This is a genomic window from Bacillus nakamurai (assembly GCF_001584325.1).
Classification (GTDB): Bacteria; Bacillota; Bacilli; order Bacillales; family Bacillaceae; genus Bacillus; species Bacillus nakamurai.
This window is the reverse complement of the sequence record NZ_LSAZ01000019.1, coordinates 12,439-28,439: the sequence shown is the minus strand read 5'-3', so window position 1 is coordinate 28,439 and position 16,001 is coordinate 12,439. Positions and strand designations below refer to the sequence as shown.

The window sequence follows — 16,001 nt, the reverse complement described above, 5'->3', positions numbered from 1 at the left end:
GATTCCCCAACCGGCCTTTCAGTAAAACATCGCGTTTAGCCCGGAGGACCTTCGGGTACAAAAGGAAAAAAGGAGGCATTAACATATGTTGAAGAAAAAACCGCTCCTCACAGGGCTAGCGGCAGTCATCCTGACAGGAACCGTTTTCGGTGCAGAAGCGTTTTCAGTTTCAGAGCCCGTCCATGCCGCGGCTGCTTCAAAGATAACAAATCCAAATCAAAGTGCAAAAGAGCTGGTGAACAGCCTTTATCAATCAGCCTTTAAAGGAGAAATGCCGCAAGACGTTAAAGGCTTGAAAATAAATCAAAGCACAAAGCAGGATGTGTACGATAAAATCGGCGAGCCTGAACGGAAAGCGGACGGCAGCAATCCATTTGACCTGTACAGCTGGAATATGGGACATCCCGGCTATGGATTTTCCTATCACAAAAACGGTACAATCGCAGAAATCCGTTATTTCGGCACCGGTGTTGAACGACGCTTCAACCTTGGCAGCGTAACACCTGACGTCTTAAGCAAACAAATCGGCAGCGCTGATAAAATCCTTGCCGTACCGGGAACAGGTGAAACGGATTATGTCTACAATACAGGACATTATGAACTCCATTTTGTCATCGGCAGTGATCAAAAAGCAGACCATGTCAATCTAAAAGCAAGATAGCATTAAAAAAAGCGGCCCCCGGGCCGTTTTTTTCATAGACAGCATATACATAATTCCTTACAATACATGGGAGAACCTGTGTAAAGGGGAACAAGATGACGTGAAAAGAAATCGATTGGCATATGGTGCTTTGACCGTACTCATCATTGTGCTCGGCCTATTATCCAGAACAGCATATATGACTGCCCTTCTTCCTGACGCGGTAAACGCTTATCTAGGAGATGCCCTGTGGGCCGCAATGATCTTTACGGGATGCGGTTTCCTGTTTCGATACGCACAAACGAAAACAGCCGCTGTCATGAGCCTTTCGTTTTGCTATCTGATTGAATGCAGCCAGCTGTATCACGCGGCATGGATTGACACCATCAGAAGCAATCCGATCGGCGGGCTCGTCCTCGGCTATGAATTTGTTTGGAGTGACATCATTGCATATACAGTCGGGGTGTGCGCTTCTGCGTTCATAGAATGGACAATGAAAAGCAAAAGAAGCCGGGCGCTCTCTTTATAATTGGCGCAAGCCGCCGATATGAAGAGATAAGGAGGTGGAATTTGTGGACATTCCCGCATTATCAATCGCTATGCACCAGACATCTCTGGCGCAAAATGTAAACATCGCTTTAACAAAAACGGTCTTGCAAAATGCTCAGGCTGCTTCGGAGGAAACAGTGAAAATGCTCTCGCCCCAGCATCCGACATCGGGCCATTCAATCGACTTGAAAGTGTAAAAAAAGGCTGCCAGGTATATTCTTGGCAGCTTTTTCTCCCTCCTCGGAATTGTACGTACACCATGCCAGGCAAATAGGCATATGGTAAACGGAATAAAATTTCTTAGGGAGGTTTTCCTCTTGTACGATCCTTTATTAACCGAATTTGCGACCGGTGAATATGAACGGTCTCCTTATTACTATCCGAGGCCGCGCCCTTATTATTTCCCGAGACCGTATCCATACTATCCAAGACCGTACCCATACCCTTATTACCTGCGTCCCTATTTTCCTTACTGCCCTTGGTATTAATGACTTGTGAACATGGAGTGATTTTCTTATAAAAGAGGTTCAGAAAGAAAATGGCGGATTCAGCAGAGAAGAGCTCTTTTTTTGCTATTCAACTTTTACAGACACCATATATGGGACGGATTGAACGTTCTCCATCACTGCCGCTTTTCCGCTTTTGCTTTTCGCTCTGCCCTTCACTTCAAGAATGCCTTTATTCAGCTCATAGGAAGTAATGAGAATACCCTTTGCTTCAAGTGATTTTAACATATCATAACTGACGGCTTTCTCCTCCGCTTGAAAGCTGATCACCAAAGAATAGGCTGCCGATCTGAATAGAAAGTTTAAAAGTTCAAGACCGATTAACGCTAAAATCGTGCCGCTGATCCCGATGACATACATACCCGCCCCGACCGTCAAGCCGATTCCTGACGTGGCCCAAATGCCCGCCGCCGTCGTAAGCCCGCGCACAACATGCCTTTGCAAAATAATCGTGCCGGCCCCTAAAAATCCGACCCCGCTGACGACCTGCGCCGCCACCCGGCTCGGATCAAAAGACGTATGGTTATTGGATAACAAATCAAAAAAACCGTATTTAGATACAATCATCATCAAGGCGCTGCCGACAGCCACTAAAAAATGCGTTCTTAAACCGGCCTCCTTCGCCCTGAACTCCCTTTCCAAACCGATGAGAGCACCAAGCAGACCGGCAACCGCTAAACGAAACACAAAATCAAGTTCCATCGTCTCTCCCCTTTCCTTATCATCATACCCGATCTTACAACACAATCATGCGGTGTATCTTTTTTCAATCGGCATAAGAAGGTTTTATGAAATATATTCCATAGTTCTTCATATTATTGTTATTTATCTTATTTATTTGCGGAGGATATAAAGCATCCGTTTCCCGGTCCCTTATTCGCCCTGCACGACAAAACAAAAGAATACGAAAAAGGGAAATACGCTTCAAACTATACATACCGTTTCGCGAGAGAAGAAGAAGGTCCATGCGGTTTATACCAATTGGAAATCGCCGAAAATCTTTCTTTTTCTTACCACTATATTTATCGGAATGAAACAATATTTCCGCAGTTAAAGGAGTACTGTTCCAGAGTCTTGTATTCCTCACATATATATCGTATTATAAGATATATTCTTAAAATACGATACAAGGAGGAAATATGTCTACAGAAATTATGCAGTTAAATGACCTCTGGACGGACATTTACTATCAATTGCGTTATCAGCATCAGGAAAAAATCACTCACCAAAGCATAAGGATTATGCAAGTTATTCAAAAAGAAAATGCAGTCGGAATAAAAGAAATTGCCAAAGCCATTGAAGTTTCTCAAAACACGGCTTCAGAGCATATTAAACGATTGTTAGAAAAAAAGTATGTATGTAAAACCCGCAGCATTGAGGATGAGCGAAAGGTAATTTTAAAACTTACTGACTTGGGAAAAGAGGTACTTCATCGCCATTCCAGCCTCGATGAAGATAAGCTTAAACACCTTCTTTTTGAAAAAATGAGTGATGAGGAAAGACAATTCATCTTAGAGGCGCTTACTTTAATGAAGGAGAGAGCAAAAGATGTTCACAATCGTTAAAATTATCGTTTCAGCTGTTATTATTGGGGCGATTACAGAAATAGCACGGAGAAATCCCAATCACGGCGGAATCATCGCTGCTTTACCCATCGTCAGTATGTTAAGTATTGTGTGGCTGTATATTCAGGGTGAACATAAAGCAACACTAAGTAAATTTGCATTCAGTGTGGCATGGGGCATCCCTTCAACTGTTGTTATGTTAGTGATCATAGGGATAGCGCTGCGGCATTCGATTCACTTCATAGTTTCAATTGGTCTGGGATTAGCAGGATGGGTGATATTCTTATTTGCCCAGGATATTATAATGAAGCATTTAGTCAACCAATAATAAAGGTTGTGCCTTCTCAAATTCGATTATGCCAATAAAAAACGTCTTGTTTGCTTGTCCTAAAAAGGTGAATTAAGGATAGTCGGCTGTCACCTATTAAACTCTTTTTCAGATTATTCTTCATCTAATTTAAAGATAGAACGTTCCTTGCCTGTCAAGAGCGTCTGATTGCTCCTGCGCATTTTTATTGAGTTTCTTCTTTTCCTTCATGTATATCAATCATCCTGAAAAACAAATACGGGCTAACCAACACAGAGTAATCCTGTGCGATGATCAGTGTCCGCTGACTATCCGTCTTGGATTGTTCCTTTTTTGATAAAAATCAAAAGAGAGATTTACTATAAGATTTATTTCAAAGTTCATTCTTATGTGAGTAACCATAAATTCAAGAACCCCCCCACCTTCTCCCCACACTGAAAAGAAATCCGGTAACGTTTCAAACAGATGAACTGGCAACTCATCAAAAAACGCAGTGGAATCAGTGATAATTCCATCGCCCGCCAGTTGTTTCTCTTGGATTGATGGCAATAATCTTGCCGCTACCTGCTTTTTTGCTGCTGTAAGTCCCGACAATAACTAAGCATTTGTTTGGCGTAAGACCTATTCGATGCAATGATAAAGATATCCTGTTCCGGTTTGCCGGGGAAAGCTCCCGTCATCAAACGTTCCTTTGTCAAAATTAAACCATCGGTCTAAATGAAAAACGCCAACGTAAAACTCAACATTTTCCTTTACCGTTGCGGACGCAATGGCCATGGGCGTTTCTGATTTTTTCAGCTGGTTCAGTATGTCCGTAAGTCCCTTCGTCAGCTTGAGCTCATCTTTCGAAATAAAATAAGTCAGGATTTCCTTGTTCGTTCTTCTAAAGAGGGATTTTATGTACAACTATACATCCTCAAAAAATGCAAATCTACACGTATAATACCGGAGTTGACACCTTAAAAATCTCACCATCTCTTATAAAAAAACGAGGGATGCGGCGGCTTAATGCAGACACCACTTCATAGTTAATCGTACCAAGCATTTCAGCAACTTCATCAACGGAAATCTCAGCTCCCTTTTGCCGACCGTAAATCACGACTACCTCTCCTTGTTTACCTTCATCTTCTCCTAAACTAACCATTATCAGATCCATTGTCACTCTTCCCGCCACCGGCACTCGCCTTCCGCGATGAAGAACAAACCCGCGATTGGAAAGTGCACGAGAATAACCGTCGGCATAGCCGACCGGAATTGTAGCAATTACTTCCCCGGGGTCTGCGATGTACGTAGCACCATAACTAATGGTTCGGGGTTCTGTCAGCATGGTTTTCACATAAGCTATACGCGCCTTTAAACTTAATGCAGGTTCAAGCTTAACAAGATTTAGTTGCTTTATATATGCTGAAGGATATAATCCATATAAGCCTATACCTAAACGAATCATATCAGCACTGAATTCTGGAAATGCGATAGCTGCAGCTGTGTTGCACATATGCACGGCAGGCAGTTTAATGCCTTCATTTTTTAAAAAGCGGAGATAACTGATAAATTTATCGTGCTGCAGCCTGGTTAGTGCAGTGTCTGGTTCATCAGCTGTTGAAAAATGCGTAAAGATTCCTGACCATCTTAGGAATTTACTTTCCGTTAGTGCTTCCACTACTTCTAAAAGCTCTTCTTCTGTGCGTACACCTAATCGTCCCATACCAGTATCCACATTAATATGAATGGCCAACCGATCAGCACTTGCTTCTTTTTCCAATATCTCATTAGCCTTTTTAATCCAATCAACCTGAAATGCTGATAACTCTATATTCCAAGCTGCTGACTTTTTAACACATTTAAGGGATGTAAAACCAAGCACAAGGATAGGTGCTGTAATCCCTGCTTTTCGTAAAACGATTCCTTCCTCCAAGCTGGCAACAGCAAGCTCACTCGCCCCGTGTTCCAGTGCATGGCGCGCCACTTCTACAGACCCATGACCATAAGCGTTCGCTTTTACGACAGCCATAATTTTAGTCTTATTTGGAATATGATGGCGAATCGCTCGTAAATGTTTTTTAATGGCATCAAGATTTACTTCGATCCAAACTTCTCGGCAAAGCTTTTTCATCAACAATTCCTTCTTATTGAATTGTATAAACCGCATTTAGCCGTTCAATAAATTCTGTAACATCTATGGGCGGATACTTTCAATCTAATTTTTATTCAACTTTAACTGAAATAATTCAACAGCAAGCCCTTCTTCGACATCACGTATATCAAATTGTTTAATTGTCGTTGAAACGTCTTCATGGCGGGCTTCTTATTTACTGATTAGTTCAATTTGGATTTTCTTCAATCCAAGGAAATATGTGATATGATGCTTTAAAGAGGTGAGGGTTGATACGGCAGGATTTTAGTCAGGACATCTTAACAAAAATAGTCTGCCTATGATTCTGACATTTGTTTTGGTTGACCGCCATACTGAACAGTGAAGAGATATACATGATCATCACCACGTTTTTCTTCCAAAGTAAGATCACTTCAAAAAGTATTGAAAATATAGCCAAGTATGCGATTGCTGATTCTGGTTTTACGTTCTTTAAGTATCCCGGTAACGTGCATATTAAATAACAAAAAAGACCCCCTTATAAACAGGCGGTTTTACTGATCATACGCCCTGTACTTCTTCCGGCCGGCTTCTAATTCTTTTTTAAGGCTTGAACATGTAATGCAACTGTCCCCACCTTTTTAACCGACTTGAGGTTTCCTGAGGTTCAAATTGATCAAATGCTTTCAGTCCGCAGAACTTTGCAGCTTCCGCTGTTTTTCGTCTCCCCTTCTCTCTTTAAAAAATACATAGATAGGAATAAAGACACGGATCAAATTATTCATTTTTCCCTTTTGAACCGCGCTTTGATCTTTTTCTTCATTCTTCCATGGTAATATCTTGTTGAAGTATTTCGAATGAAAGGATATGGTCATGAACGTTTTCGAAGCAAACACCCTGCTTTCCGCCGCTAAACAGCGAGCGGGCGAATACAAACAACTCCGCAGCCAAATGGCCAGCCTGAAAAAATCGTTCCAAGGCATGGCTGACCTCGACGATAATGATTTTTCAGGCAAAGGCGCTGACAACATCAAAGCCTTTTTCCAGGACCACGCAGGCGTCGCGGACAGCTGGCTCGAACTGATCGACATGAAAATCGCATTTCTCACAAGCCTTTCCGGAAAAGTCGAGGACGCCGGGCTCTCCCATTCATATGTGGAAGAATCCTTTTTAGAGCACGAACTCACCCACGCACTGGAAAAGTCAAAAGCGATCATGGAAGAACAGAAAAAAGACATGCGCTCCATCTTAGGAGAAATTCAACACATCATCTCACTCGATCTCTTTTCCACCGAAAACGTAGATCACCAGCTTTCGGCGGCTGACAAAAAAAGAAACGAAACGATACATAAACTCGGCAGGCTCGATCACGATTTAACCGCAGAATACACAGAAACCGAAGCAAATGAACATTTCATTCAAGCAGATTTTCAACAACTCCAAAACGCCACAGGCAAAGGAAAAAGCGCCACCCCGATCAACTACAACGCCAAGGCGTACCGGGAAAGTGATATCCATAAGAAAAAAGGCGAGATTGCAAGGCACTCGGATGCTTATTTGACGATTAAGAAGGAAGAAGCGAAAGACCGCAAAATCAAGGATTTGAAAAAAAAGCTGGCCGATGGTGTGACCGATCCGGATGAGTATTTGGAAATCGCCAAGAAAATCGGATATGAAAACCTTGAACCTGCTCAGGTGCAATATGTTATTCAGCTTGAACAAGCAAAACAGCTCGAAGAAGTCGGTGAAACTGCTTGGGACGTTGTAAAAGGAATCGGCGTCGGCCTGTATGATGTCGGGAAGGACACGGTAACAGGCGTCAAAGATTTAGCTGTCGGGGCATGGGATTTTTACCATCTCTCTGATGAACAAAAAGCAGCTAAAACCATATCAACCGTATTGAACACGCCCTCCTACGCAAAAATCATATGGACAAACCTGGCGGATTCATGGAATGATAAAATGGTTAACGGGAACGCGTATTCAAGATCACATTACATCACCTACGCCATCGGCAGCCTTGTTGGACTTAAAGGTGCTGGCTCTGCTGTGAAAGTAACAAGCAAGCTCGCTAAAACAGGTGCCGCCAAAGTGGATAACGTCTTGGAAGCCGGAGAAAAAGCCACTGCAAAACATGTAAAAACCGGGATTGAAAAAGGAAAAGACTATATCAATTCCATCTCTAAAAATAAGTATGAACCCGCACTTGCTGGGATAGCGCAGGATATTGAAAATACTCATAATGTGAAGAATACTCCTTTATTGAAAAGTATTATTGAAGATCAAAAAGAGAGTGTCCTTACTAAATCTGTGAGTTCAAATTTTAGTACGGGAAATAGTAAGTATACTACAGGTACAATGAAACACATTTACCATGGAGAAGTTAATAAACGAGGTAAAGCAGTTGGGTATCACCATGAAAGTATGATGGGTGGAAAGATTATTCCAGGCACAGAAAAGAAGCCTGATAAAAATGGAGTTTATATGGCGAAAGTTGAGGTTGAAGGTGTTAAAAAAATAGCGGATTCAAGTTTCTTTCCAAGAGAATGGAATCGTGCTGAGGTATTAAAAGCAATTGACGAAGCTTATCAAACTAAAAAACAAATCGGCTCAAATAAATATAGGGGTGTCTCTTCATCAGGTATTAAAATTGAAATGTATTTGAATAAAGATGGAACAATAGCAACAGCGTATCCATTATATAAAAAATAATCTTAAAGGTGATCATAGCATATGAAATACTCATACAAATTTGAGGAAGATCCATTTGGTGATTTAAGAATAGTTTTGCCGGAAGAAATCAGTCTTTTCTCTGACTTCATTGAAAATATTGCAACTGAAGAACAAGCTGATGAGTATATAGAATACATTGAGAAAGTTTTAAAAGGAGAACATGAAGATTTTGAAATTGACTTAAATGGTATAAGTGTGATGATAAAAAAAGATGTTACAAATGTTGAAAACCCTTTTTTGATCGATGAACCTTATGAAAACTCAATAGAAACAGATCAATTTAAAGAGTTGATATTGATATGGAGATATAAAATTCCTGAAATATTCAAAGGTTAATTTTAATTCCAACCTTTCTCGGTGGTGAAAGTTGAGTGATTGAAATTAAAGTTTCTGTGGAGGAATTTTTCATCAGGATATAGACACTCCAGAGTCAGCACTTGAAGAATACTTAGAAGAGATACCTAAAAAAGAGCAAGAAAACGATGTAGAAGCACTCAAAGAGAGTTTATAAATAGCAATTATTCAGATGAAGAAAAAATGATTTTATAGGAGTCTGCTGACGGTCTAGATATCAATAGTTACGGAGTATCTCCAATACTGTGGCTCGAACAATTCAAAAATAGAAAAGAATTTGAAGCTTTATAATCACTTATAGGTCCCTTGAAAATTCAAGGGACCTTTTTATTAATTCAATAAGGCCTCAAGCTTTGCTTTCGTCTTCGTCCCGTAAATGCCATCAGCAGTCAGGCTGTGCATGGACTGGAATCGTTCGACCGCATTCGCTGTTTTTGGGCGATATGCGCCGGGTAGTAATGGTTAGCCGCCAGCGCCGTCTGGATCTGTTTCACGACCGCCTCTTTTGTTAACGGGCTTGAGACTTTAAACATTCCGGAAGGCAGGGGAAAGGATGATTTCTTGCGGCCGAGTAGTGGATTAGGCATTTTTCAGCTTCAGAAACAAGATTCTTCTTTACTGTGATTGTCATCAAAATCGCCCCTTTTTATATACAAATTTAGCCAACAAGTGATATTTACGGCCACGTTTCCGAGAAACTCGAAAACAATACGGTAAAACTCTTTAATCAATTCGATCCTAAAAACTAAGCACAGAAACAGAGCTGATTTTGAATTTGCTACAGAACCAGATCAAAAAAACAGTTTCGTCCCCAATTTGTCCCCATATGGATGAGCGACAATAAAAATACTAAATACAGAAAGTAAAAAACCCTTGCTGCGCAAGGGTTTCGGCTATGATTCCGACTGGGCTCGAACCAGCGACCTCTACCCTGTCAAGGACGAGACACGTTTTCTGACTAATCTTAGACAATCCTAATCATTCGCCCAAACCCTTGACACATTTTCGTAATAATAAGCTTTGACCCAATGATAGGTTCTACCCTTATTTTCACACCATTCAACAAATCCCTTTGATTGTTCTTCTTTAAACATCGCCCAGTCATTCAACAGATCTTGATAATAGTTAAGTTCTTCGTTATTGTTTTTTCTTGTTTGTTGACATTCTACCTTGTTGTTTAACTGCCGGGACTTAGTAAGAAGTGCTGTATCTTCATTAATATCGCCAAGATACAAATCTTCGAATATATGATGAAATGAATACCAAAGGGCGTTCAAATTAATATCGATTAGCGTTAATAAGGATAATTGTTCATTGCTGCCGCCAAGTCTAAGTGCATTGTTTAAGTAATCGACACGTTTTTCAGTATTTAAAAACACGCCATACCACCTATATGGTCTTGGATCTTCGGGATTACTCTTCATCCATACCTCAAGTAAAGGCTTTAAAAGTTCTTTCTCCAAAGGATGAACTAGTATATGGTGAATATCATCTGATGTTTCAAATAAAGCAAATAGCCAACAAGCAAAATTCTGTTGTGCATTATTATCCCATGCCTTTGCTTCATCAATAAAGGAAGATAATGCTTTAAAGGATTCCTTACGTAACCCTTTTTCTTTGAGGGAACAAAACTTTTTAAATAAAGGATATCCGTCCAATCTGTCATTTTTTAAGATATTAGTTAAGACATTTACCATTGTCACATCTCTCTTTGTTCTTTATTCAATCTTGAGACAACCTATCAAAATCGCTTTCTTCCATTGTAGGAAGGGTTTCATCGATTCCAAGTATATTTAAAATTTCTTGAACATAATTTCGAATGGCAAGCATGTCAAAAGGAAAATCAAAATTAAATTCTTCCTCAACTTTTAACAAATTCATGAAATGAGAACGCCTATACTTCATACCTAAAAGATCATCGTTAAAGCTCACAACGTCCTTATAAGAATCGTCATCTAGATCATGAGTATAAATAAGGTATACATCAATACAATCTTTAGCTGATTTTGCATCATGTATTAATAAGTGTGCTATGTAATCGTTATTCTCTGCAGATATGACTTGGAAAAATTCAAAATTGCGTAGCCTCAATAAACGTTTAAATCTGGTTTTCAAAGTTCTCATTCAATTCATCCTTAATTAATTATGTTTAACTGTTTTAGTTAAAAGACATGTTTTATTTGAACGTTAATCAAGAATAAAAGAGCAAAAAACCGAATTATCTTCTTCATTTTTGATATATGTAGCGCCATTTAAGAAATAATTGAACCCAGTAGCTGCTTTTAAAATGGACTTACTTATTTCACGTACATGAGCCTGAATATCACGATCAACTTGATTAAATTCAGCAACAGTCGAAAACATAATATGAATTTCAAAGTATGAACCCTCATATTTGAAATTTAATATTTCCATTCCAAGACCCCCAAATAATTTTCCTTTATTATACACTGCAGCAAACGGATTTCTGTCCATCCAAAGTTAAAAAATTCTATATTTCATCTAACTCAATTACTTTATCAATTAAATTCGAAGGAACATTACTTGGAATACGGATCCACTGGTGGTTCTCGTAAGTCGCACATCCATCATTAATGAAGTACTCTCCTAAATATTCGAATTCAACAATAACCAAATCTTTTCTATGCTCACCGTTCTGCTCCATAAAATTCAAAACATTTTCCAATTGATCGGTGTCGTATAAATTTTCGACAATGCAATAAACACCGTCCCCATCATCATCAGAAATGGTCTGCAGCAAACCGCTCTTCAATATGGAGTCAATATTTTTTCTTGAAGTTACATGCCAAAACGTTTCATATTCGTCTGTTTGTTTTAATAACCATTCCATTGTTAAATTCCCCTCAATTAACTTCACTAAGTCATTTTAAAGTCGTCATGTGATATAGTCTAAATTCTTTTGTAACCTCATAAAGTTTTATCTAGCTGCTCACTTATTTGCTTGAAACTGCTGTTTTATTCAGAATCCTTGTAAAAAAGGAATCCATTTTGCAATTCAACATCAAACAAATCTAATTCGTCTTCATTGTTGTCATTTAGTTTGTGACGTTTATAAAAATGTTGCGATGCCTTTTTTTCCTTAAATAATTCTTGTCTAAAGTGGTGTTCTTTTTAACTAATCGGGGAGGTATAATTAAACTATAGGTTCATAAAAAGAAAACAAAAAATCATAAGGAGGATTCTTGTGTTTCAAACCTTAGACCATTTTTTAAAATCTTGGGAGTTCGAATCCGATGCTACACAGAAACTACTAAATAGCCTAACTGATGAATCACTTAAACAAGAAATAACCTTACAAAATTGGACTTTAGGACGCATCGCTTGGCATACTGTTGCTGCCATTCGCATCATTACCTCAAACACAGACTTAACGTTTCATGCCCCAGTCGAAGATTATCCTGTTCCTACTTCTGCTCAGTATATAGCTGACAGCTATCATCAAGCCAGTTATGCATTTGTACAGGCATTAAAAACCCAATGGACTGACAATACACTTCAAGAACGTATCAACTTTATTGGTCAACAATTGCCAAATGGTTCACTTTTGATGTTTTTGATTCAACATCAAAATCACCATCGTGGACAAATGACTGTTCTTATGAGACAAGCAGGATTAATTGTTCCGGGTATTTATGGCCCAGCAAAAGAGGAATGGACAAAATTTGGTTTGGAACCCCCTCAGGTGTAATCAAAATTAATTAAATAAAGAAGTTAACCTATTACATTATAAAACATGTTTTGAGGAATCTTTTTTTCAAAACATGTTCTTTCATTATGAAATTTAAACTTGCATCAGCTTTTATTTTTTTAGTTATCCTACTTGGGATTGTTGGACATTATTTTCTTGACGATCACAAAGTTTTAAAAGAAGCTCGTAGAGGTCACACAGCCAGTATCCAAATCGCTCTTGATCGCCATGACTTCTCAGTGGAACGTAGAGGGCAAACCGCATAAATGTTTTGTCACCCCCCCCCCCATATATAGGGGGTATTTTTTATGATTTATGTCCACCTGTCAAACCTGCTCTATGCAATGCTGTACCTCCAGGCGTATAAGAAACAGCTCGTAAGATCGCTTTTGATCCGTATTGATTTCTAATCCCATCCATAACGAATCCAAGCTTTCTTCTCTTCTCATTATCTTTTTCAAACAGGCTTAATTGTTGATTTACATCATCTTCGATATTAGACAGAGTCACAGAAACACTTCTCACCGTTTTGTCCGCGTAGAATTTATCAAACAGCATCAAGCAATATCGATAAATATCCATGGTGATATTTGTAGGTAAATCAATCGTTTTAGCTCTATGAAAGCCACCGCCGAACTCATCTTTACTGTAACCGATTCCTAAGCTAATGGTTCGCCCCACTTTATGATGTGTGCGGGCTCTTCGTGTGGCCAAATGGGTAAAGTTGGAGATATACTTACAACATATGATAATAGTACTTCCAGCTGGAGGCATGGTCACGATGCTATTGTGCAAAGCGATAATTCAAGGGTTATGGAAGCATGGGCTGGAAAGGGTGTTAGAAATTATCAGAACAATTGGAGTAAGCGATTCAAAAGCAAAAAGAAACAGTATGTTAAGGGTGCTGACATCTATGATAAGGTAAAGGCTCAGAGATATGCTAGTAGTAAAACAGGTAAGCCTTATTCAGTTGCTACAACCAAAAACAGTACAAATAAATATTATTGCTCTAAACTTGTGTGGCAATCATACAAAAACACAAAAGGAACAGACCTAGACAGTAATGGGGGAGCACTTGTCACACCTGCAGATATTGATGGTTCATCAAAAACTGTTAGCTACTAATAATTTTACTTGGAGATTTATTCTGCAAGTGTCTTTTTTTATTTTATATAAAAGATAGGAGCGTTGTATGAAAAAGTCTTATGTTTTATATGGGATTTCAGGAGTTCTAATTGGTGTAGTAGTAATATTGTTGATCAATATTTTCTTTATTAATAAAGGTGAACACTCTGTAAGTACTTCTAAAATTGATCCAACCGAGGATAAAATCTTCTTTATCTATTCAAACCCACTCATCAAGAAAAGTGTACTCATATCCACGTCACAAGGAGAAAAATTCAACAAACGATACTTTAAGGTACCAGATATTCCATATATCCAGAAAAAAGCCCATTCTTCAGACGATATTGTCTTGTTAGCTGAACATGAACCGTATTATTACACATTAAATAACAACACAATTAAGGAACACAAATTGTCCAATCCATTCGCTTTTTGGTATCAAGGAGAGAATGTTTCTGTAAAAGCCTATAATGTCGACACTAATAGGAATGAGTTGAAAGTAAAGGATAAAAAGTTCAATAAAAAATATAGCTTAACTTTACCCTCCCTAGTAACCATGGGAGAAAGCGATGATAAGTATATTTACGTAATTCAAGGAATGTCTATGTACGTCATTGATAGAAAAACAGAAGAGGTTATTAAAACGCTTGGATTAGCTTCCTATGGAGATTTATTTGATCACTCTGAAAAATATATTGTAGCGAGCTCAGAACATGAACTAACTGTAATCGAAAAAGGATCATGGAAATCAAAATTCATAAAATACCCTGAGGATCTCGAACAAGCGGACACAGTATATTACGACAAAAAAAGCGGCAAATTCTACGTTACATATATTAATAAATCTGGTAACGCCTGTTTACTTGAGTACGGTAAAGATTTTTCTTTTGAAAAATTCGATTTAAAATTCCCATATATGAATGCAAAGTTTAAAGATCAAAAACTTTATGTTATTTCGCAAGAGGAAAACAAAAAAGGTATTGGGGGCTACATGGGGATTTTTGATATCCATACTAAAAAGAAACTTAATGAATTTGATTTACCTGAAGAAACAACAAAAGTGCAAGATTTTATGGTTTTAGATTAACCAAAGCAATAATCTAAGGATTTATTTAAGTCAAGTGTGCTTTTTTATTCTCAGGTTTAACTAGCTCATTTTTCTCAAGCTTTTCACAGAATTCAAAAAAACTAACTGAGGATTGAATACGAAAAAAGAACTTGCTAAATGCAGGTTCTTTTTTCATTTTGGCAATTTATTTGTGAAGTTTAAACGACAAGGCCATTTATGTATAGTATAATATTTCCTGTACATGAAGTTAGCTCACTCAAGGGAGTCTTGCTCATCCCCTATGGAAAGGGGGTGATGCTTATGTCAACATTTCAGGCATTAATGCTAATGCTTGCATTAATATATTCACCCGTCTGCTTTGTTATGCACAGATACAGCGACCAATTATAAGAAGTTGCTAAACTTAAAGGATTAGTACACGAAACGGTTAATGAACGTCAAAAACAACGTGTAAAGAAGGGTATTTATCACATTCAACACGTTAATAACTCTCATATCCGTCTAAAGGGATGGATGGAACGATTTCAAGGGGTGGCAACCAAATACTTAGACAACTATCTTTATTGGTTCCGTTGGCTCGAAATAGGTAAAGATTTAGCGTTTGATAAACAGGTGGAACAAATGCTTATTTCAGCGTGTCAAAAATAAAATTACAGGACTGTTCAAATGTTGGGGAGTGCATAAAAAAGACCTCGATATGAGGTCAATTTATCACTTTCTAATAGAACCACTGATGAAAAGCTCATCTACTGTGGTATCCAATACAGAGGCTATGTCAAACGCTAATTGTAAAGTAGGGTCGTATTTATCATTTTCAATTGCATTTATTGTTTGTCTGGATACCTTACAGAGTTTAGCCAGTTCTTCCTGGGATAATTTAGCTGATTTTCTTAATTTCTTAATGTGATTTTTCATTTAATCACCATATTTTTTCCTGTAAATTAGTAATGTTACCAGATACATAATTAAAATCACCGTCAGAAACACTATCGGCGAATTTCCATTACCATTATAAGAAGTATTCCCCTGAATAGTTAGATAAATTGACTGTGCAACTTCTAAAATTAGCGTACCTGTAACTACGATAAATGCATATGATTGAGCTTTCGTGTTGATAAACTTCCTTCTTTCATCACCCTTTTGAGAAAATGGTGCAATAAAAATCAAAATTCCGCAAACTAACAATATGACTGAATACACAATTTTAACCCAATCCATTTTTTAGTTTCCTCCTTATTAAAAATGTAAAAAGTATTTGACACTTTTTATTGTAGCATTAGCTTCAAAAATGTCAAATACTTTTTACATTATAAATTTTTTCTATAACATTATAACTAAAAACAACAATCTTT

At 38.2% G+C, this 16,001-nt stretch carries 19 protein-coding genes and 7 pseudogenes; 12 read left to right on the top strand and 14 right to left on the bottom strand.

Going from position 1 to position 16,001, the window contains the following annotated elements; genetic code table 11:
- The first annotated feature begins 85 nt into the window (after nt 1–85).
- From AXI59_RS10355 to AXI59_RS19365, 3 genes are all read left to right on the top strand, one after another.
- Nucleotides 86–661 (top strand): YjgB family protein, encoded by a 576-nt coding sequence (locus tag AXI59_RS10355; protein WP_061528131.1) that lies wholly within the window; start codon nt 86–88, stop codon nt 659–661.
- A gap of 100 nt (nt 662–761) precedes the next feature.
- On the top strand, nt 762–1,169 hold the full coding sequence (locus AXI59_RS10350; protein ID WP_061528130.1) for a ribosomal maturation YjgA family protein: 408 nt from the start codon (nt 762–764) through the stop codon (nt 1,167–1,169).
- A 43-nt stretch (nt 1,170–1,212) separates the two neighbouring features.
- Nucleotides 1,213–1,386: a YjfB family protein gene (locus AXI59_RS19365; protein ID WP_082791760.1), complete on the top strand. Its 174-nt coding sequence runs from the start codon at nt 1,213–1,215 to the stop codon at nt 1,384–1,386.
- Between the two features lie 614 nt (nt 1,387–2,000).
- Here AXI59_RS19365 and AXI59_RS20875 read toward each other — a convergent pair.
- Nucleotides 2,001–2,397, bottom strand: a pseudogene (locus AXI59_RS20875) (MgtC/SapB family protein); the annotation flags it as partial.
- A gap of 437 nt (nt 2,398–2,834) precedes the next feature.
- Here AXI59_RS20875 and AXI59_RS10340 point away from each other — a divergent pair.
- Together AXI59_RS10340 and AXI59_RS10335 are read left to right on the top strand one after the other, a co-directional pair.
- Nucleotides 2,835–3,260, top strand: coding sequence for a MarR family winged helix-turn-helix transcriptional regulator (locus AXI59_RS10340; RefSeq protein WP_061523202.1), 426 nt, complete (start codon nt 2,835–2,837; stop codon nt 3,258–3,260).
- Nucleotides 3,244–3,588 (top strand): DUF3147 family protein, encoded by a 345-nt coding sequence (locus tag AXI59_RS10335; protein WP_061528129.1) that lies wholly within the window; start codon nt 3,244–3,246, stop codon nt 3,586–3,588. Before AXI59_RS10340 ends, AXI59_RS10335 begins: the two co-directional genes overlap by 17 nt.
- 273 nt (nt 3,589–3,861) lie before the next feature.
- Here the strand turns inward: AXI59_RS10335 and AXI59_RS20410 are convergent, their stop codons facing one another.
- The 4 genes and pseudogenes from AXI59_RS20410 to AXI59_RS19355 form a co-directional block, all read right to left on the bottom strand.
- Nucleotides 3,862–4,161, bottom strand: coding sequence for a hypothetical protein (locus AXI59_RS20410; RefSeq protein WP_240491507.1), 300 nt, complete (start codon nt 4,159–4,161; stop codon nt 3,862–3,864).
- A gap of 27 nt (nt 4,162–4,188) precedes the next feature.
- Nucleotides 4,189–4,473, bottom strand: coding sequence for an HAD family hydrolase (locus tag AXI59_RS10325; RefSeq protein ID WP_061523204.1), 285 nt, complete (start codon nt 4,471–4,473; stop codon nt 4,189–4,191).
- 25 nt (nt 4,474–4,498) lie between these two features.
- Complete coding sequence (alr, locus tag AXI59_RS10320) at nt 4,499–5,680, bottom strand: alanine racemase (protein WP_061528127.1); 1,182 nt, start codon at nt 5,678–5,680, stop codon at nt 4,499–4,501.
- 84 nt (nt 5,681–5,764) lie between these two features.
- Nucleotides 5,765–6,075: pseudogene (locus AXI59_RS19355) on the bottom strand (hypothetical protein); the annotation flags it as partial.
- 457 nt (nt 6,076–6,532) lie between these two features.
- Here AXI59_RS19355 and AXI59_RS10310 point away from each other — a divergent pair.
- The 3 genes and pseudogenes from AXI59_RS10310 to AXI59_RS20405 all read left to right on the top strand — a co-directional run bounded on the left by AXI59_RS10310 (nt 6,533) and on the right by AXI59_RS20405 (nt 9,037).
- Entirely contained in the window at nt 6,533–8,371 is a 1,839-nt protein-coding gene (locus AXI59_RS10310) for a T7SS effector LXG polymorphic toxin (RefSeq protein WP_061528125.1), read from the top strand.
- A 21-nt stretch (nt 8,372–8,392) separates the two neighbouring features.
- Nucleotides 8,393–8,728, top strand: a complete 336-nt coding sequence (locus tag AXI59_RS10305; RefSeq protein ID WP_061528124.1) for a hypothetical protein — start codon at nt 8,393–8,395, stop codon at nt 8,726–8,728.
- A 64-nt stretch (nt 8,729–8,792) separates the two neighbouring features.
- Nucleotides 8,793–9,037, top strand: a pseudogene (locus AXI59_RS20405) (contact-dependent growth inhibition system immunity protein).
- A 39-nt stretch (nt 9,038–9,076) separates the two neighbouring features.
- Here the strand turns inward: AXI59_RS20405 and AXI59_RS19345 are convergent.
- From AXI59_RS19345 to AXI59_RS10285, 5 genes and pseudogenes are all read right to left on the bottom strand, one after another.
- Nucleotides 9,077–9,309: pseudogene (locus AXI59_RS19345) on the bottom strand (peptidoglycan-binding domain-containing protein); the annotation flags it as partial.
- A gap of 411 nt (nt 9,310–9,720) precedes the next feature.
- Nucleotides 9,721–10,443, bottom strand: coding sequence for a hypothetical protein (locus AXI59_RS10300; RefSeq protein ID WP_061528123.1), 723 nt, complete (start codon nt 10,441–10,443; stop codon nt 9,721–9,723).
- A 25-nt stretch (nt 10,444–10,468) separates the two neighbouring features.
- Nucleotides 10,469–10,870, bottom strand: coding sequence for a hypothetical protein (locus AXI59_RS10295; RefSeq protein ID WP_061528122.1), 402 nt, complete (start codon nt 10,868–10,870; stop codon nt 10,469–10,471).
- 63 nt (nt 10,871–10,933) lie between these two features.
- Nucleotides 10,934–11,161, bottom strand: a complete 228-nt coding sequence (locus tag AXI59_RS10290; RefSeq protein ID WP_061528121.1) for a hypothetical protein — start codon at nt 11,159–11,161, stop codon at nt 10,934–10,936.
- A gap of 76 nt (nt 11,162–11,237) precedes the next feature.
- Nucleotides 11,238–11,597, bottom strand: a complete 360-nt coding sequence (locus AXI59_RS10285; protein WP_061528120.1) for a hypothetical protein — start codon at nt 11,595–11,597, stop codon at nt 11,238–11,240.
- Nucleotides 11,598–11,951: 354 nt separating this feature from the next.
- Here AXI59_RS10285 and AXI59_RS10280 point away from each other — a divergent pair, with 354 nt between their 5' ends.
- Entirely contained in the window at nt 11,952–12,455 is a 504-nt protein-coding gene (locus tag AXI59_RS10280; RefSeq protein ID WP_061528119.1) for a DinB family protein, read from the top strand.
- Between the two features lie 306 nt (nt 12,456–12,761).
- Here AXI59_RS10280 and AXI59_RS19335 read toward each other — a convergent pair.
- A pseudogene (locus tag AXI59_RS19335) lies at nt 12,762–13,160 on the bottom strand (DinB/UmuC family translesion DNA polymerase); the annotation flags it as partial.
- A 9-nt stretch (nt 13,161–13,169) separates the two neighbouring features.
- Here AXI59_RS19335 and AXI59_RS10275 point away from each other — a divergent pair.
- Both AXI59_RS10275 and AXI59_RS10270 read left to right on the top strand, forming a co-directional pair.
- Nucleotides 13,170–13,580, top strand: coding sequence for a YiiX/YebB-like N1pC/P60 family cysteine hydrolase (locus AXI59_RS10275; RefSeq protein ID WP_167348370.1), 411 nt, complete (start codon nt 13,170–13,172; stop codon nt 13,578–13,580).
- Between the two features lie 67 nt (nt 13,581–13,647).
- On the top strand, nt 13,648–14,667 hold the full coding sequence (locus tag AXI59_RS10270; protein ID WP_061528117.1) for a hypothetical protein: 1,020 nt from the start codon (nt 13,648–13,650) through the stop codon (nt 14,665–14,667).
- 11 nt (nt 14,668–14,678) lie between these two features.
- Here AXI59_RS10270 and AXI59_RS20400 read toward each other — a convergent pair.
- A pseudogene (locus AXI59_RS20400) lies at nt 14,679–14,824 on the bottom strand (hypothetical protein); the annotation flags it as partial.
- A 165-nt stretch (nt 14,825–14,989) separates the two neighbouring features.
- On the opposite strand from AXI59_RS20400, the pseudogene AXI59_RS19330 reads away from it, so the two are divergent.
- A pseudogene (locus AXI59_RS19330) lies at nt 14,990–15,297 on the top strand (IS1595 family transposase); the annotation flags it as partial.
- Between the two features lie 63 nt (nt 15,298–15,360).
- Here AXI59_RS19330 and AXI59_RS10265 read toward each other — a convergent pair.
- Nucleotides 15,361–15,564 (bottom strand): helix-turn-helix transcriptional regulator, encoded by a 204-nt coding sequence (locus AXI59_RS10265; RefSeq protein ID WP_061528116.1) that lies wholly within the window; start codon nt 15,562–15,564, stop codon nt 15,361–15,363.
- Nucleotides 15,565–15,867: a hypothetical protein gene (locus tag AXI59_RS10260; RefSeq protein WP_061528115.1), complete on the bottom strand. Its 303-nt coding sequence runs from the start codon at nt 15,865–15,867 to the stop codon at nt 15,565–15,567.
- Nucleotides 15,868–16,001: the final 134 nt, after the last annotated feature.

What these genes read in the sequence shown, in the direction of transcription:
- AXI59_RS10295 (WP_061528122.1), bottom strand. Translation starts at nt 10,870, where the DNA reads ATGAGAACTTTGAAAACCAGATTTAAACGTTTATTGAGGCTACGCAAT.
- AXI59_RS10305 (WP_061528124.1), top strand. Translation starts at nt 8,393, where the DNA reads ATGAAATACTCATACAAATTTGAGGAAGATCCATTTGGTGATTTAAGA.
- AXI59_RS10285 (WP_061528120.1), bottom strand. Translation starts at nt 11,597, where the DNA reads ATGGAATGGTTATTAAAACAAACAGACGAATATGAAACGTTTTGGCAT.
- AXI59_RS10335 (WP_061528129.1), top strand. Translation starts at nt 3,244, where the DNA reads ATGTTCACAATCGTTAAAATTATCGTTTCAGCTGTTATTATTGGGGCG.
- AXI59_RS10340 (WP_061523202.1), top strand. Translation starts at nt 2,835, where the DNA reads ATGTCTACAGAAATTATGCAGTTAAATGACCTCTGGACGGACATTTAC.
- AXI59_RS10355 (WP_061528131.1), top strand. Translation starts at nt 86, where the DNA reads ATGTTGAAGAAAAAACCGCTCCTCACAGGGCTAGCGGCAGTCATCCTG.
- alr (WP_061528127.1), bottom strand. Translation starts at nt 5,680, where the DNA reads ATGAAAAAGCTTTGCCGAGAAGTTTGGATCGAAGTAAATCTTGATGCC.
- AXI59_RS10265 (WP_061528116.1), bottom strand. Translation starts at nt 15,564, where the DNA reads ATGAAAAATCACATTAAGAAATTAAGAAAATCAGCTAAATTATCCCAG.
- AXI59_RS10300 (WP_061528123.1), bottom strand. Translation starts at nt 10,443, where the DNA reads ATGGTAAATGTCTTAACTAATATCTTAAAAAATGACAGATTGGACGGA.
- AXI59_RS10270 (WP_061528117.1), top strand. Translation starts at nt 13,648, where the DNA reads ATGAAAAAGTCTTATGTTTTATATGGGATTTCAGGAGTTCTAATTGGT.
- AXI59_RS10290 (WP_061528121.1), bottom strand. Translation starts at nt 11,161, where the DNA reads ATGGAAATATTAAATTTCAAATATGAGGGTTCATACTTTGAAATTCAT.
- AXI59_RS10275 (WP_167348370.1), top strand. Translation starts at nt 13,170, where the DNA reads ATGGGTAAAGTTGGAGATATACTTACAACATATGATAATAGTACTTCC.
- AXI59_RS10310 (WP_061528125.1), top strand. Translation starts at nt 6,533, where the DNA reads ATGAACGTTTTCGAAGCAAACACCCTGCTTTCCGCCGCTAAACAGCGA.
- AXI59_RS10260 (WP_061528115.1), bottom strand. Translation starts at nt 15,867, where the DNA reads ATGGATTGGGTTAAAATTGTGTATTCAGTCATATTGTTAGTTTGCGGA.